The sequence below is a fragment of the Thalassotalea psychrophila genome (assembly GCF_031583595.1).
In the GTDB taxonomy this organism is placed as follows: domain Bacteria; phylum Pseudomonadota; class Gammaproteobacteria; order Enterobacterales; family Alteromonadaceae; genus Thalassotalea_A; species Thalassotalea_A psychrophila.
The window spans coordinates 3,587,525-3,603,730 of sequence record NZ_CP134145.1 but is presented as its reverse complement, the minus strand read 5'-3'; the positions used below and the strand labels follow the sequence as shown (position 1 = coordinate 3,603,730).

Genomic DNA, 16,206 nt, shown 5'->3' with positions numbered 1-16,206 from the left:
ATTCAACGTATTGCTATCGTTTAAATATGTAACTTGCAGTATATTGCACCATTGTATTAACACCGATTATTTTGGATAAAACCCTCTCATGGAATCAACACAGTCGTCTCGCTTACCTTTATTAATCCTTTCGGGCTTACTTATTGCGTTGTTAGCATATCTTAATTTACCTGAACCAAATGTTAAGCAATCACAAAGCGCAAGAGTGGTATCAGTTAAAACTACACCTGTAATTATGGCAGAGTTTAGCGATGAGTTTGAAGCTTTAGGAACAACTAAAGCTAATGAAGAAGTTGTTATTACAGCTCAATATACTGACATCATTAAATCGATTCATTTTAACGACGGTGACCGAGTTAAAAAGGGTGACATTTTAGTCGAGTTATTTAAAGCTGAAGAACAAGCAAAAATTAAAGAATTACAGGCCAATCTAGACCAATCAAGTGCGCAACTGCAACGATACAAAGATTTACTTGAGCAAAGTGCGGCTTCTATTTCACAAAGAGATGAACAAAAAGCAAAAGTACAATCATTTCGCGCACAACTATTAAGTGCGCAGGCGACTTTAAATAATTTAACCATACGAGCTCCATTTGATGGTCAATTAGGTTTTCGTGAAGTGAGTGTAGGAGCATTAATCAATGATGGCTCAACAATCACTACTTTAGACGACATATCCGTTATTAAGCTCGACTTTGCCATACCTGAACGATTTATAACAACAGTAAATATTGGTCAAACAGTTGCGTCTAGCAATGTTGCTTACCCAGGTAAAAATTTCATTGGTAAAGTTACCAGTATCGCACCCCGAGTTGATGCTGTTACTCGTACTATACAAATTCGTGCTGAAATCGATAATAGCAATAATAAACTTCGTCCAGGTATGTTAATGAGTATTATTTTAGAACGTAATGTCGCGCAAGTTTTACAGATACCAGAAAGCGCAGTCATACCTTACGAAGACAAGCATTTTGTATTTGTTATCGAAAATGACACAGCCAAACGAGTAGACATTTCAGTAGGTCGTCGCAAACCAGGCATTGTTGAAGTTACTTCAGGGATCAATGAAGGCATAAATGTAGTTATTGAAGGTGCGTTAAAACTTAGAGATGGTTCGCAAGTAAAAACGACATCAACAAACATGGAAACTAAGTAATGATATTGTCAGATATTTCGGTAAAAAGACCGGTTTTTGCCACTGTTTTAAATTTACTTATTGTTACTTTTGGTATTGTTGCTTTCTTATTATTACCGCTTCGAGAATATCCTGATATCGATAAACCTGTGATATCTGTTTCGACTTCATATCCAGGTGCCTCAGCTGCCATTATTGAGACTAAAATAACACAAGTTTTAGAGGATAAAATTAGTGGTATTGAAGGGGTTAAAAATATTAAGTCTACCTCTAGAGATGGTCAATCGAGAATTTCTATCGAATTTAACGTTGAGCGTGATGTTGACAGCGCAGCTAACGATGTACGTGACAAAATCTCCTCTGAGTTACGTCGTTTACCCGACCAAGCAGATCCTCCTGAAGTTAAAAAAGCTAATGATGATGATGATGTTATTGCCTGGTTTACCTTACAAAGTGACATATTCAATACGCTAGAGCTTACTGATTATGCTAATCGGTACATAGTTGATCGCTTTGCTGTGGTAAACGGAGTTGCAGAAGTTATGGTTGGCGGTGGTCGTAATTATGCGATGAAAATTACTCTTAATCGTCAAGCGATGGCTGCGCGTGATATTACAGTGAGTGATATCGAAAGTACGCTACTGGCTGAAAACGTAGAGTTACCCGCTGGAGAAGTGAAATCCGTAGATAGAATATTTAACGTACGAGTTTCTCGCAGTTATAAAACAGATCTCGATTTTGCTAATATGGTTATTAGTCGTGGTGAGAATAACTCCTTAGTACGTTTATCTGATGTGGCTACAATAGAAATTACCGCTGAAGATGATGAAACTATGTTTAGAGGCTATGGTAAAAACATGGTTGGCTTAGGGATCATTAAGCAATCAACGGCGAATACAATAGATGTAGTTAATTATGCTCGAGAAGAAATGGAGCAAGTAAAGCTTAACTTGCCTGCCGGTACTACCATCATCCCGAGTTATGATTCGTCAACATTTATCAAAGAGTCTATTAGTGAAGTTTATAACACTTTAGCAGTTGCCATGTTGATGGTTATCCTAGTGATATTCTTATTTTTAGGCAATATTCGAGCTACCTTTATTCCCGCTGTAACCGTGCCAGTTGCGTTAATTGGCTCTATGATCGTATTAAGTTCACTTGGCTTTTCTATCAACCTATTAACCTTATTAGCCTTGGTACTTGCCATTGGTTTAGTCGTAGATGACTCCATCGTAGTTCTAGAAAATATTTACCGCCGCATAGAAGAAGGTGAAAAACCGCTTGCTGCAGCATTTAATGGTGGTCGAGAGGTTGCATTTGCTGTTGTAGCCACAACGTTAGTCTTGGTTTCTGTTTTTGTTCCTCTGATCTTTATGGCTGGTGATATAGGTAAACTATTTACCGAATTTGCTATAGCAATCGCTGCTGCGGTAGTTTTTTCAAGTATAACCGCTTTATCGTTAACACCTATGATGTGTTCTAAGCTTTTAAAACACAGAAAACGTAGCTCGTCGTTTGGCCAGTTGTTAGATAGAAATTTTGCCAAGCTTGAAATTGCTTATGCGAACTCTTTATCTTCGGTGATCAAACAGCCGCTAATGATTGTGTTAGTAATGCTTTTAGCCTTTGCCAGTTTGTGGACAATTTTCGATAAGCTGCCAAGTGAATATGCCCCGAAAGAAGATCGTGGCGGTGCATTTTTAATTATGAGTGGCGCTGAAGGGGCAAGTTTTAAAAGCAATGCCGGCAATATGCTGCAAATCGAAGAAAAATTATTACGCCATTATGAAGACGGCACATTAGAGCGCGTACTTGTGCGTGTTCCTGGTTTTAGAGGTACTGGTGGTATTGCCATCATTGGTTTACCTCCGTGGCAAGAACGCGATATTTCAACACAAGATTTCATTAATGGCTTCAACGAAGAACTTAGTGATGTAACTGATGTACGTGCTTTTGTTATGACGCGAGGAGGCTTAGGCGGTAGAGGCGGTGGTGGCCGTCCAATTGGTTTCGTTTTACAAGGAACTAACTACGAAGAGATAGCCCGTTGGCGCGATATAATAATGGCTAAAGCACAAGATAACCCGAACATTATTGGCCTAGACAGCGACTATAAGGAAACGTCACCGCAGGTACTTGTTAATATCGACCGTACCCGGGCGTCTGATCTTGGTGTTACCGTTGGAGATATAGGTAAAACTCTGGAAACAATGTTAGGGAAACGTCGAGTAACTACCTATATTGATAGGGGCGAAGAGTATGATGTTTTGTTGGCCGGAAATGAAGATGAATACCGTTCCCCTGATAGTATTGACAATATCTATGTGCGCTCTGACGCGACCGAACAATTAGTGCCAATGTCTAATTTAATTAGTTTTGAAGAAAATGCGCGGTCAACCTATTTAAATCGCTACAATCGTTTAAGAAGTATTACTTTGTCGGGAAATTTAGCCGAGGGCTATACTTTAGGTGAAGCTCTAGATTTTCTTAACAAAGTGGTTGAAGAGGAGCTCCCAGCAGAAGCGTCAGTAGATTACACCGGGCAGTCACAAAAATTGAAAGATGGTAGTAGCTCAATGATTATCATCTTTGCCTTAGCATTACTTATTACTTATTTAGTGTTAGCAGCCCAGTTCGAAAGCTTTATCCATCCGTTCGTAATTTTGCTTACTGTTCCATTAGCTCTTGTCGGAGCTTTAGCAGGATTATATGCCATGGGCATGAGTTTAAATGTTTACAGTCAAATTGGCATCGTCATGTTAATTGGCTTAGCGGCTAAAAATGGTATTTTAATTGTAGAATTTGCTAACCAATTACGAGATGCGGGTGAAGAATTTACCGATGCTATTATTAAAGGTGCACAGCAACGCTTACGTCCAATTATCATGACGTCATTTACTACTGTAATGAGTTCAATTCCATTGGTTATTGCAGTAGGCCCTGGTGCTGAAAGTCGAATGGTACTTGGTGTGGTAATTTTTGCAGGGGTATCGCTAGCGAGTATCTTTACTTTGTTTATTGTACCGGGTGCATATTATTGGTTATGTCGTGGTACTAAGTCACCGGAATATATTGCCAAGCAGTTGGAAGAGCAAATTAGCTAGTTATTGCTAAGTGAGTATTAAATATAACGAGAAACGAATTTTTCTTTTCGTTTCTCGCTTCTATTTTTACTTATTCTTCTAAAGCTTTTGCCGGTACATTCGTTGGCTTTATTTGCTCTGTTGCATAACAACCTAACACTTTAATGAAACGGGTTAGCTTGGTAAGTTCAGCCAAACAATCTTGCATTGCCGAAGAGCGTAGATTCGCTTCTAAATCAATGTAAAACATTTCTTCCCAAGGCCTGCCTTGAATCGGGCGAGACTCAAGTTTCGTCATGTTAATGTCATATTTTTTTAACACCACTAAACAATCAACTAGCGCACCTGGCTCTTGGCTGGTAGCTAAAATTAGCGTTGTTTTTGCAGGGATTTGCTCTGCTACTTCAACCGGTTTTCTAGCAACAAGAATAAAGCGACTGTGATTTTCTGCTTGATTCGCTATCGACTTAGTTAATGCCATTAAATCATACAACTTACCACCTTCTTCTGAGCCAATAACTGCAACATTGGCTAACTTTGATTCTGCCGCTTTTTGCATTGCCTGTGCACTAGAGTCACAATATTCAATACGAATGCCGTCTTGTTTATTTAAAAAGTTACTACACTGCTGTACAGGTTGGGCGTGCGCATAAATAGTATCAATTTGTTCAAGGTTAGTATTAACCGCAGTTAATAAACAGTGATCAATAGGTTGTGATAATTCACCGACAATTGATAAGTTTGTATGTTGAAGTAGGTCGTATACTTCATTAATGCTGCCTGAGCTGGTGTTCTCAATTGGCAACATGCCATAGTCAACATTACCAGATTCTACCTGATGCAATATATCATCGAAACTGGCACAACCAAATTCGATTATTTCTTCTGCTCTGCGAGAAAAATAACGATAACTGGCTAAATAGCTGTACGAACCTTTATCACCTAAAAACGCTACGCTTACGGTTGGAGTTTTAATATTTGGATTTTTTAATTGCTGCAAATACGCTTGCTGGTTTAATACCGAATCTTCAATGATAGTTTGAAAAATGTTGGTAACGTAATGGGCATCTAAGCCTTGCTCTTTACCTATTTGAATAAGCTTAACTAATAACTCTTGTTCACGCTGCTGATCTCGAACAGGGCGAACTTGGTGAGCTTTGCTTTTAGCAACATTTAACGTGAGGGAGCGACGCTTAGCAAAAAGGCTGAGAAGATCTTGATCTAATTGGGTGATCTCTTTACGAATAACATTTAAATCTAAACTATCTTTCACTTTTGACGCCTTAATCTTATTGATAAAAAAAGCCTTCATGGTAATGAAGGCTTTCGTGGTTTTTATTTGAAATACGAAAATCCTCCAGCATTAGCTGGTAAAGAAGATAAATTTAAACGCGATAATCATATATTTCATTCCCCTAATGTATAAATGCAACGAAAAAGAGTCAACTGATAAATGCTTTTCTGCTAAAATAATCGGCCATAACATAGATTATTTCGATATTTGTAGGTTTTTGATGTCATCATTACAAGATCAGTTACTAAAAGCGGGTTTAACGACTAAACAAAAAACTCGCCAAGCGAATAGTGACAAACGTAAAAAGAATAAACAAAAGCGCAGCGGTGTGGCTATTGAAGCCACATTACAAGAGCAAGTAAAGCAGGACTTAGCGAAATCGAAAGCTGAAAAAACAGCAAAAGACAATGAGCTAAATGCGCAGAAAAAACAACAGTTAGCTGAAAAAGAGTTACAACAAAGAGTTTTACAAATTCTAGAGCATCATAATATAAAAGGCATTAACGGTGAGGTTGAATACAACTATACCGATAATGGCAAAGTGAAAAAACTTTATATAAACGACACCACACAAAAAGCATTAATCAATGGCCGTTTAGCCATTTGTGCATTAAGTGGAGTCACTTATGTAGTTACCAATGAAACCGCCGAAAAAATTGCCACGTTAGATGAAAATGTCATTCTACTGAGTAATGAAAAAGTAGACGTTGATGACATAGATGAAGATGACCCGTACGCCGATTATCAAATTCCAGATGATTTAATGTGGTAACGAAACCTAGAAACTTCTAAACCAACATATTTACAATACAAATATAATCTGATGAATAGTTCATCAGGTCATTTTTTTAATTTTATTTAAGGAACACCATGGCTTTATTACGATTTATTATTGGCCGTATCATTTTGTTGATAAATTTTATATTTTCACCAAAAGCGATGAAACGCGAAGCAGCAGCACAACAAACGGTTGATCAACAAACTGAAAATTTCAGTCTATATCAATTAAACGCGTGCCCATTTTGTGTGAAAGTTCGTCGCAACATTAAACGTAATAGTTTAAATATTGAATTGCGTGACATTAAAAAAGACAATCATTTAGATGAGTTAGTCGGCAACGGTGGAAAGCGTACAGTACCTTGTTTACGCATTGATAAAGAAGATGGTAGCAGTGAGTGGATGTATGAGTCTAAAACTATCTCGTCATACCTTGACCAAGTCGCTGCATAATCAAATAGCGCTGTAATAGATTTAAAAAGGTCGAGCATTGCTCGGCCTTTTTGCTATCAAAGGAAAAAACTTGAAAGTATTCTTCTAAATCCTATGTCTGTTATGCTAAGAATGGACTTGGAAATTGGGCAAGCTATGTTAATAAAATCAAAAAATAAAAGTGCATTATTAGAAAGTCAGGTAACTGATGAAGCGATATATAAAGATCGACGTAAAGTGCTTAAGCAATTGGGTTTTGTAGGAGCGTCGGCACTAGTTGCTGGTAGTATGCCCAAAATAGCTTGGGCAGAAAGTCCCTCAGCCTTTAAAACTAAAGCGTTAAATTTTAAAAAATCTCAATACTCCGATATTCCAGATAAGCTTACCCCTGAGAAAAAGGTAATTTCTCATAATAATTTCTATGAATTTGGTGCTAAAAAAGATCAACCAGCAGAGCTTGCACAAAATTTTAAGGTTGATCCTTGGCAGTTAAAAATAACTGGCGAAGTAGATAAACCATTTACTTTAGATTACAACGAATTATTCTCTAGATTTGCCATTGAAGAACGGATTTACCGACTGCGCTGTGTTGAGGCTTGGTCAATGGTAATACCTTGGTTAGGCTTTCGTTTAGCCGATGTTATTAAAAAAGCACAGCCTAATTCAAAAGCCAAATATGTTGCTTTTAAAACTCTACACGATCCTGAACAAATGCCTGGGCAGTCAAATCGATATTTAGGCGGTGGAATTAAATACCCTTACGTAGAAGGGTTGCGAATAGATGAAGCGATGAATGATTTAACGCTTTTATCTGTTGGTCTTTATGGCAAAACATTGCCCGCACAAAATGGCGCACCAATTCGCTTAGTTACGCCGTGGAAATATGGTTTTAAAAGCATTAAGTCTATTGTAGAAATTAAACTTGTTGAGAGAATGCCGAAAACGACCTGGAATAAACTAGCGCCGAATGAGTACGGATTTTATGCCAATGTAAATCCTGAAGTTGATCATCCTAGGTGGTCACAAGCAAGTGAACGTAGGATCACTAGCGGTGGTTTGTTCGCCCGTAACCGTATTGAAACACAAATGTTCAATGGTTATGGTGAAGAAGTTGCAGACTTGTATAAGGGGATGAACCTTGGAAAGCATTATTAATGGAATTAGTATAACTTGAGACCAACTCGAATGCGAAATTTCGTTAAAATATTATTGTTAAAAACAATCATCCACTTTGCTGCATTTATACCGGCGGTAGTAATGTATTACCTTGCCATCGTAGACCAGCTAGGCAGTGATCCAGTTGAAGAAATTATCCACTTTACTGGTATTAGTGCATTAAACATATTATTGATCACTTTATTAGTATCGCCAGTAGCTAAGTATTTTAAACAAGGCTGGCTAATAAATGTTAGACGTCTACTAGGTCTTTATGCATTCTTTTATGCCTGCTTGCATATGCTTAATTTTTTATTTTTTGAATTACAATTTGATTTTAGTTTATTTATTGGTGAGGTTATCGATCGTCCTTACATTACCATTGGTATGTTAGCCTATGCGATTATACTCTTATTAGCCGTGACATCTTGGAGCAAAATCCGAAAAAAAATGGGCAAGAAATGGCAAGCACTACATAACTATAACTATCTGTTAGTTTCCTTGGTGTGTATTCATTTTTATTGGTCGGTAAAGTCAGAAATTATTGAGCCGAGCATATATTTTATTATGCTATTTATTTTACTGTATCAACGTAAAGATAAATTCAAACGTTGGTTTAAGCGGTAAAATATACTAAAGTTCCCACATAATAAGTCTAGTAATTGCATAACTTGATGACAAATAACGCTCAAGAGTTTCACCTAACCATTTCTGACCCTAATGATTCTATTGTAGAGTTATTAGCAAGTACTGCTCGTTTGCCAAAACAACAAGTAAAACAAGCATTGCAAAAAGGCTGTATATGGTTACAAAGGGGTAAGACAACAAGTCGCTTACGTAGGGCTAAAAAATCCTTAAAAGCTGGCGACATTGTTCATATGTATTACAACCCAATGGTCTTAAACCAAGAGGTTGATGATGCAATATTGATCGCTGACCAACATACATACAGTGTGTGGTATAAACCTTATGGCATGCTTTGTCAGGGGTCAAAATGGAGCGACCATACTACCATTAATCGCTTCACTGAAACTCATCTCCAACCGCAACGCCCTGCATTCATTGTGCATCGTTTAGACCGAGCCACATCAGGTTTAATTATTATTGCTCATACTAAATCTGCAGTTCGAGATTTAACTAAAGCATTCGAACAACGAAGTACTAAAAAAACCTATCAAGCCATTGTGCATGGCAATCAATCATTACTTGCTCAACCGCAAACGATAAATACAGACGTTGACGACAAAAGCGCTATTAGCCATGTTACGTGCTTAAACTATGATGCCATTAGTGATCGCTCGCTGGTGAAAATTGCTATAGAAACAGGCCGTAAACATCAAATTAGAATTCACTTAGCCAGTATAGGTTTACCTATTGTCGGCGATAGATTGCATGGAGAAGAAGAGAGTAGATCTACGGGAAAAGACTTACAGCTGTGCGCGGTGTATTTAAAAATCCCTTGTCCTGACACAAAGCAGGACAAAGAATTTAAGTTACCTGATACTTATAAGCTCAAACTTTAATTTTAGTTTGGATAGATTGCCTAACTAAAGTTAACTACATTCTCAAGTTTGCTATTTTTTAGCATGGTTAATGAGTTATTTAAATCATTGATAATGTCTTCAGGGTTTTCTAAACCAACCGAAATCCGGATCAAATTATCGCTTATGCCAGCATCTAAACGTTCTTCGGGGCTATAAGGCGAGTGCGTCATCGATGCAGGATGTTGAATTAAAGACTCGGCATCCCCTAAGCTCACGGCAATTGAAAACAGTTGCATCTGATTAATAAACTGAGCACCTTCGGCTAAATTTCCTTCAATTTCAAAAGCAATAACACCACCAGCTGCACTCATTTGCTTACCAATATATTTATGACCGCTATGGCTTTTAAGTCCAGGGTAATAAACGCATTTCACCATAGGATGCAGCTCTAAGAACTCAGCCACTTGTTGTGCGCTTTTACAATGTCTTTCCATTCTAATGGGTAGCGTTTTTAAACCTCGAAGAATTAACCAAGCATCATGTGGGCTAATAGTTGCACCAATATCTTTAAGCACTGTAAGTTTGATATGTTCAATCATTTCTTTAGTACCACATACGATACCGGCAACTACATCACCATGACCATTTAAATACTTAGTGGCACTATGAATAACAATATCAATACCAAACTCAATTGGTCGCTGTAATATAGGCGTTAAAAACGTGTTGTCGACAATAGAAAGCAAGTTATGTTGCTTTGCTACTCGACCAATCATTTCAATATCTAATACCACTAAGTTGGGGTTAATGGGTGTTTCCAAAAACAACACCTTGGTATTTGGTTTAATTGCATTAACAATCTCGTTTTCGTCACACATATCAACAAACGTTACTTCAATACCAAAGCGGGTTAATTGATGTGCCATTAGCGCATAACTACATCCGTAAACGGCTTTGGACGAGATAAGATGATCACCCGCACTTAAATTTGCCAATAAAGCGGCTGAAACTGCGCCCATTCCTGTAGCGGTTGCGGCAGCATCTTCCATACCCTCTAGCGCGGCTACACGTTGTTCAAATTGACGAGTAGTAGGATTTCCTAACCTTGTATAAATAAAACCATCTTGTTCACCAGCAAATCGACTAGAGCCTTGTTCAGCATTTTCAAAAATAAAAGTAGATGTTTGGTAAAGAGGGGTAGCTAAAGAGCCAAATTGCTCATCGTTAATGCGGCCGGCGTGAATTGCTTGTGTATCTATATGTGATTGTTTTTTCATCGTTTTCTCTGAGTTATGAGGTTGACTAGCAACTAAAGATATTGCTTTTTTTTATTATTTATAAGGATGCAAATTTCTTGCCGTGTTTATTTATTTTAATAAAATCAAGTAGTTATGATTTGCATAGAGGTTTATATATCTATTTTTGTAATAATTTTAGTACATGTCAGAGGAGTAAAAATTGCTTTTGTCACATAAGCCTTAATAGCAGCGTGATTTACAGCTTGTAATAATTAAGTTACAGTGTAATTAATTTGTTACGGTGATCCTTTGGTTGGCATTATGAGAATAGAGATTGCGTCTTTAGATAGAGTTGGCATTGCTCAAGAAATTCTTGCTGTGTTTGCAGCCCAGAATTGGGACTTGTTGGCAATGGAAGTTAGCCAATACCATACGTACGTGCAATTAAAAGACACTCACATCCCGCTCGCTGTTATTGAGCCTGAGCTGATCAAAATATCCGGTTTAAAAGCCATTCGTCAAATAGAGTTACTTCCGGGTGAGCGAAAGTCACAGCAATTAGAGGTGCTGCTCGCCAACATTCCAGAGCCAATAATTGATATTGATAAAAATGGCATGATCTTAATGGTTAATAAGGCTGTTTCTACAGCCCTTGATATCAGCTCCGAACAGCTAATTGGTGAGCCTCTTAATCGTTACATTAAAGAAAAACTACGAATTTACTTATCAGGGCAATCGACTACTCAAGAAGTCACGTTTGCAAATCAGCAGTATTATGCAGATATTACACCGGTCAAATCTGAGCAAGCGATTAATGGTGCTGTTATCGTGCTGCGTAGCTTAGCGAATGTCGGCCGCCACCTTTCACAGTACCAGCAAGGTCAAGATGGTGGGTTTGATTCAATTATTGGCAACAGTGAGACAATTAAGCAAATTAAAAACCAAACTAAGCGCTTTGCCAGCTTAGATTTGCCGGTATTAATTACTGGTGAAACAGGAACAGGTAAAGAGTTGCTCGCCAAAGCATTACACGATAACGGTAATCGTTCGAGCAAACCATTTCTAGCAATAAACTGTGCTGCTTTACCTGAACACTTATTAGAGTCTGAACTATTTGGCTACGCGCCGGGAGCATTTACTGGGGCACAAAGTGCAGGTAAGCCGGGTTTGTTTGAGCTTGCAAACGGTGGCAGTGTTTTCCTTGATGAAATTGCTGAAATGCCAGTGTACTTGCAAGCAAAGTTATTACGATTTTTGCAAGATTTCAAAATACGCAGAGTTGGCGGTATAAAAGATCGAAAAGTGAATATTAGGGTCATCAGTGCGACCCATCAAAATCTAGCTGAACAGGTAAGAACAAAAGACTTTAGAGAAGATTTATATTACCGTTTGAATGTGTTGAACTTAGACTTGCCTGCATTACATCAACGCAGCGAAGATATTCCTTTGCTAGTGGAGCATTTTATTAGCAATGCCGCTAAGCAAGTGAATCAAGCAAGCATTCATCTAAGCACTAGTGCTTTAGAAAAGGTTTGCGCTTATTCATGGCCAGGTAATGTAAGACAATTACAAAATGTATTGTTCAGAGTTGCTGCCTTAGCTGAAACCAATATTATTGAAGAACAAGATATAGTATTTGATGAGCAAACAGAAAATCAAACTGATGAATTAAACTTTAAAGATAATGCAATGCAAAGTTGGCAGGCGGCTCAACAAAAATTTGAGCAAGAGTTGCTTAGTACACTGTATCCATTATACCCATCAACACGTAAATTAGCAGATCGCTTACAGGTATCACATAACAAAATTGCGATGAAGCTAAGGCAGTATAAAATTAAGTAACAGATAGATTAACAGGAACAGGTATAACTTTTTGATTATATCTGATCTGTATATTGTTATTATCTTGTTATGTTTAACTTGCTTAGAATCGATGCAAGCTCTAAATAAATACCATGATAAATAAATGTACTTAAGCCTTTATTTACCTGAGAGGAATTATGACGATTAAAAATATTTCTACTTTCACCAAGTCGATCAAGCCACTTTTGGCCTCTAGTATCGCGCTTGCTCTTGCATTAACAAATGTCGCTTGTGCTGAAAAATCTAACCCCAAAGATATTAATATTAAAGATAAATGGGTAGCTCAATCAGATAGTTTAAGTGTAGATAAAACGCCTGTAGATCCAATTAAAGGCAGTTACGGTGTAAATAAAAAAACTGGCGAGTTTACTCATCCTGTAGCAACTCGAGATAGTCATGATAGAAAGCCTTTTGACGGGATCCTAGATTACTGGGATACCGAGCAATACATTAAAAATATGACCATTGAAGCATATTACCCAATTACGGTTGAACCATTTCATACCTGGCAGAATATCGTTGACTTTGATGGTCGCCGTTACCTTTATCAATATGTACGCCGAGATTTAAAAATATTCGATATTACTAATCCGAAAGACGCCAAGTTACTGTTAACCCGTGGTCATACATGGGGAGCAAACGGTGCTGATGATGTTGACCAAAACCCATATGATGAAACCGATATGTTTGGCGCTGCATCGATACAGTTTAATGAGAAACTGGGCAAATATGTCATGGTACAATCATTTGAAGTGCGCCGTTTTGGTTTGCTGAAAAACAAACGTACCCAGCCAGATAAAGTTGAAGCCATTCGTAAGTCTAACCATTTAAAAGGTTTTAAGGTTTATGAAATGAACGGACCACTCCCTAAAGATTGGAAACTTCTTGCCGAGCGTACAACAGATGTAGAGCACCCTGATGCACCTTATGGTCAGCAACAGGGCTCAGGTGTTCGTGATATTCCTGCTTACTTTGGTGGCGATACCATGTACGTAGCCGCAGCGCCTGATGCAAGCTACTCATTAACCGAATATCCAAATGACTTATATTCTGCCGGCTATCAGTCGTGGGATATGTCAGATCCTGCTAACCCTAAATTTTTAGATCAGTTAACAGTGCCTGGACAAATTGCCTTTGATCCTGTGCATGAAGCTGCATTTAAAGAAAACCCGCGAGCCGGAAATCGTACTTCATGGATGGGAGCACGTATGTCTCTATTTATTCCTACTCCCGTAGAAGACGGCGGTAAATATGGTTATGCAGCAATGGGCGGTTTAGGTTTTTATGTGGTTGATATTACTGACAGTAAAAACTTGAAAGTAGTTAGTCATATGAACTTTGCTCCTAGTGTTGCTGGCACTGAAGGTGACTTCATTGATGTTTCGCAAGTGGAAAAAACAGGTATTGTATATTTCAGTGGTTATCCATTAAATGAAGACTGTTGGGAACCGTACAAAGACGTTCACATGATTGATGTAAGCAATCCTACTAAGCCGGTTAAAATTGGTGTTTTACCTCGTCCTAAACCACCTGCGGATGCCAAGTTTGCTGATTTTTGTCAACGCCGTGGTAGCTTTGGTCCCAAACGAACCGGTTATTACACTCAACCAGGCGAGCCAAAAGATAATATATTGCCATTCAACTTTTATAACGCAGGTTTACAAGTATTTGATGTGAGTGATTTAAAAAATCCTGAGATCACCGCTTATTTTGTTCCGCCGTTTAACACTGAACGTGTTGTTGAATATGCTCGTGGTAATTTATCTCACAGTGTATATATTGAATACGATAGAAACTTATTTTGGTTATTTACCAATCACGGCATTTATGTACTTTCTAGTCCTGTACTAGGTGAGCCTAGCTTTAAAGCGCCAACAACACCTTGGCCAGCAAGAAAAAAAGCTGAATAGCACCTGTTAGCTGAACATATTGATGTCTTCCTGAACGAACCGATGTCTTCCTGAACTAGATTCAGGATCTTACACATAAGCCTCAGATTATCTATCTGGGGCTTTTTACTTCACGGATGAAGGAATGCAAATCGCCATGGATGGCAGTAGATTTGTAACTTCACGGATGAAGGAATGCAAATCGCCATGGGCCGTTCTTTCACATCCATGTGACCATTGCATATACAACTTCCATGTTGAAAACAGCAGTAGATTTGTAACTTCACGGATGAAGGAATGCAAATCGCCATGGGCCGTTCTTTCACATCCATGTGACCACGTCATATACAACTTCCATGTTGAAAACGGCAGTAGATTTGTAACTTTATGGGTTAAAGGGGTTAAAATTTACTTATTTAACTTTTAGAAAATGCTCTAGCTATAATCAATTAAATATAGCTTTGAGGTGTAATATTATTTTTAAGTTATTGCAAATGCCGATAAGATGATTTTAATAACAACCATATTTAGGTATCCTGCCTGTAACAAAGGCAGATAAGGTAGTCATATGCATTACCATCGTATCTTTAAGCTGTGAGACAAACATGCAAAAAATTACTAGAGAAGATTGTATTCAATTAGATAGCCAAGACGTATTGGCTGATTTTCGTAATGAATTTAATTTACCTGCGAACGACATTTATATGTGTGGTAATTCATTAGGCGCGATGCCAAAAAAAGCAATGGCAAAAGTAGAACAAGTTATGTTGGACCAATGGGGCGCTAGCTTGATTAAAAGCTGGAATATTCATGGCTGGTTCAACTTAAGCCAATCGATTGGTGACAAGTTAGCTACAACCATAGGCGCTGATGTTGGCGAAGTTGTTGTTACCGATGCTACTGGTATTAATGTTTTTAAAGTTCTTGCTGCAGCGTTAACTCTTAACCCTGAACGCAAAAAGATTGTCATGGAAGGGTCTAACTTTCCAACAGATAATTATACTGCGCAAGGCTTAGTAAAATTACTTGGTAATCAACATGAAATTGTTTTTGCCGAAACTGAACAAGGCATTTTAGATGCTATTGATGATAACGTTGCAGTGGTTTGTTTAACACAAGTACATTACAAGTCTGGCCGATTACTCGATATGAAATCAATCACTGAAAAAACCCAGGAATGCGGTGCTATTTCGGTGTGGGATTTATGCCATAGTGGCGGCGCTTTACCTATTGATCTTAACGCTTGTAATGTTGATTTCGCTATTGGTTGTACTTACAAATATTACAACGGTGGCCCTGGTAGCCCTGCTTTTGTATTTTGTGCAAAACGTCATCAGGGTAAAGCCTTACAACCATTAACGGGTTGGTATTCACATGATGCCCCATTTGCCTTTGAGCGAGATTACCGTCCAGCTAGTAATATCAATCAAATGCTTTCAGGTACTCAGGGTATTTTAAGCCTAGCAGTATCTGAAATTGGTATTGATATTGCCTCTCGAGCCGATGTTAATGAAATTCGTAATAAATCGTTAAATTTATCTGATTTATTCATGCGGTTAATTGAGCAGGAGTGCGCGGAGTTTAATTTTGAATTGATCACGCCTACAGAAAGAGCTCGTCGTGGTAGTCAAGTAGCCATGAGCCATGAAAATGGTTACGCCATTATGCAATGTTTAATTGCGCAAGGTGTAATGGGCGACTTTAGAGCACCTGATACCTTAAGGTTTGGCTTAACACCACTATACCTTCGTTTTGTTGATGTTTGGGATGCTGTTGCTAAGTTGAAGGACATTATGCAGCAAGGCACATGGCAAGAAGCTGTATATAATCAAAAGCATGCAGTGACCTAATAGTCA

Annotated in this window: 12 protein-coding genes; 10 read left to right on the top strand and 2 right to left on the bottom strand. The window is 38.1% G+C overall.

Annotation, left to right across the window (positions count from 1 at the left end; genetic code table 11):
• Positions 1 to 88: 88 nt before the first annotated feature.
• Positions 89 to 1,156, top strand: a complete 1,068-nt coding sequence (locus tag RGQ13_RS14760) for an efflux RND transporter periplasmic adaptor subunit (protein ID WP_348390510.1) — start codon at positions 89 to 91, stop codon at positions 1,154 to 1,156.
• Complete coding sequence (locus RGQ13_RS14755; protein WP_348390509.1) at positions 1,156 to 4,239, top strand: efflux RND transporter permease subunit; 3,084 nt, start codon at positions 1,156 to 1,158, stop codon at positions 4,237 to 4,239. The genes RGQ13_RS14760 and RGQ13_RS14755 overlap by 1 nt, the downstream gene beginning before the upstream one ends.
• A 70-nt stretch (positions 4,240 to 4,309) precedes the next feature.
• Here RGQ13_RS14755 and pheA read toward each other — a convergent pair whose 3' ends face one another.
• Positions 4,310 to 5,491 (bottom strand): prephenate dehydratase, encoded by a 1,182-nt coding sequence (gene pheA / locus RGQ13_RS14750; RefSeq protein ID WP_348390508.1) that lies wholly within the window; start codon positions 5,489 to 5,491, stop codon positions 4,310 to 4,312.
• A gap of 241 nt (positions 5,492 to 5,732) precedes the next feature.
• On the opposite strand from pheA, the gene RGQ13_RS14745 reads away from it, so the two are divergent.
• The 5 genes from RGQ13_RS14745 to RGQ13_RS14725 all read left to right on the top strand — a co-directional run bounded on the left by RGQ13_RS14745 (position 5,733) and on the right by RGQ13_RS14725 (position 9,399).
• Entirely contained in the window at positions 5,733 to 6,284 is a 552-nt protein-coding gene (locus tag RGQ13_RS14745; RefSeq protein ID WP_348390507.1) for a DUF2058 domain-containing protein, read from the top strand.
• 98 nt (positions 6,285 to 6,382) lie between these two features.
• Positions 6,383 to 6,742: a glutaredoxin family protein gene (locus RGQ13_RS14740; protein ID WP_348390506.1), complete on the top strand. Its 360-nt coding sequence runs from the start codon at positions 6,383 to 6,385 to the stop codon at positions 6,740 to 6,742.
• A gap of 135 nt (positions 6,743 to 6,877) precedes the next feature.
• On the top strand, positions 6,878 to 7,876 hold the full coding sequence (msrP, locus tag RGQ13_RS14735) for a protein-methionine-sulfoxide reductase catalytic subunit MsrP (protein WP_348390505.1): 999 nt from the start codon (positions 6,878 to 6,880) through the stop codon (positions 7,874 to 7,876).
• Positions 7,877 to 7,906: 30 nt separating this feature from the next.
• Positions 7,907 to 8,503, top strand: a complete 597-nt coding sequence (msrQ, locus tag RGQ13_RS14730; RefSeq protein WP_348390504.1) for a protein-methionine-sulfoxide reductase heme-binding subunit MsrQ — start codon at positions 7,907 to 7,909, stop codon at positions 8,501 to 8,503.
• A gap of 47 nt (positions 8,504 to 8,550) precedes the next feature.
• Positions 8,551 to 9,399 (top strand): RluA family pseudouridine synthase, encoded by an 849-nt coding sequence (locus RGQ13_RS14725; RefSeq protein ID WP_348390503.1) that lies wholly within the window; start codon positions 8,551 to 8,553, stop codon positions 9,397 to 9,399.
• A gap of 20 nt (positions 9,400 to 9,419) precedes the next feature.
• Here the strand turns inward: RGQ13_RS14725 and megL are convergent, their stop codons facing one another.
• Entirely contained in the window at positions 9,420 to 10,637 is a 1,218-nt protein-coding gene (gene megL, locus RGQ13_RS14720) for a methionine gamma-lyase (protein WP_348390502.1), read from the bottom strand.
• Positions 10,638 to 10,919: 282 nt separating this feature from the next.
• Here megL and RGQ13_RS14715 point away from each other — a divergent pair, with 282 nt between their 5' ends.
• The 3 genes from RGQ13_RS14715 (at position 10,920) to kynU (ending at position 16,200) form a co-directional block, all read left to right on the top strand.
• Entirely contained in the window at positions 10,920 to 12,440 is a 1,521-nt protein-coding gene (locus tag RGQ13_RS14715) for a sigma 54-interacting transcriptional regulator (RefSeq protein ID WP_348390501.1), read from the top strand.
• Positions 12,441 to 12,598: 158 nt separating this feature from the next.
• The gene (locus RGQ13_RS14710; RefSeq protein ID WP_348390500.1) at positions 12,599 to 14,371 is read left to right on the top strand and encodes an LVIVD repeat-containing protein; all 1,773 of its coding nucleotides are present in this window, start codon (positions 12,599 to 12,601) and stop codon (positions 14,369 to 14,371) included.
• 584 nt (positions 14,372 to 14,955) lie between these two features.
• Complete coding sequence (kynU, locus tag RGQ13_RS14705) at positions 14,956 to 16,200, top strand: kynureninase (RefSeq protein WP_348390499.1); 1,245 nt, start codon at positions 14,956 to 14,958, stop codon at positions 16,198 to 16,200.
• Positions 16,201 to 16,206: the final 6 nt, after the last annotated feature.

Excerpts from the sequence above, each read along its gene's own strand:
- megL (WP_348390502.1), bottom strand. The coding sequence starts at position 10,637 with ATGAAAAAACAATCACATATAGATACACAAGCAATTCACGCCGGCCGC.
- kynU (WP_348390499.1), top strand. The coding sequence starts at position 14,956 with ATGCAAAAAATTACTAGAGAAGATTGTATTCAATTAGATAGCCAAGAC.
- msrP (WP_348390505.1), top strand. The coding sequence starts at position 6,878 with ATGTTAATAAAATCAAAAAATAAAAGTGCATTATTAGAAAGTCAGGTA.
- RGQ13_RS14745 (WP_348390507.1), top strand. The coding sequence starts at position 5,733 with ATGTCATCATTACAAGATCAGTTACTAAAAGCGGGTTTAACGACTAAA.
- msrQ (WP_348390504.1), top strand. The coding sequence starts at position 7,907 with ATGCGAAATTTCGTTAAAATATTATTGTTAAAAACAATCATCCACTTT.
- RGQ13_RS14725 (WP_348390503.1), top strand. The coding sequence starts at position 8,551 with ATGACAAATAACGCTCAAGAGTTTCACCTAACCATTTCTGACCCTAAT.
- RGQ13_RS14760 (WP_348390510.1), top strand. The coding sequence starts at position 89 with ATGGAATCAACACAGTCGTCTCGCTTACCTTTATTAATCCTTTCGGGC.
- RGQ13_RS14715 (WP_348390501.1), top strand. The coding sequence starts at position 10,920 with ATGAGAATAGAGATTGCGTCTTTAGATAGAGTTGGCATTGCTCAAGAA.
- RGQ13_RS14740 (WP_348390506.1), top strand. The coding sequence starts at position 6,383 with ATGGCTTTATTACGATTTATTATTGGCCGTATCATTTTGTTGATAAAT.
- RGQ13_RS14710 (WP_348390500.1), top strand. The coding sequence starts at position 12,599 with ATGACGATTAAAAATATTTCTACTTTCACCAAGTCGATCAAGCCACTT.
- RGQ13_RS14755 (WP_348390509.1), top strand. The coding sequence starts at position 1,156 with ATGATATTGTCAGATATTTCGGTAAAAAGACCGGTTTTTGCCACTGTT.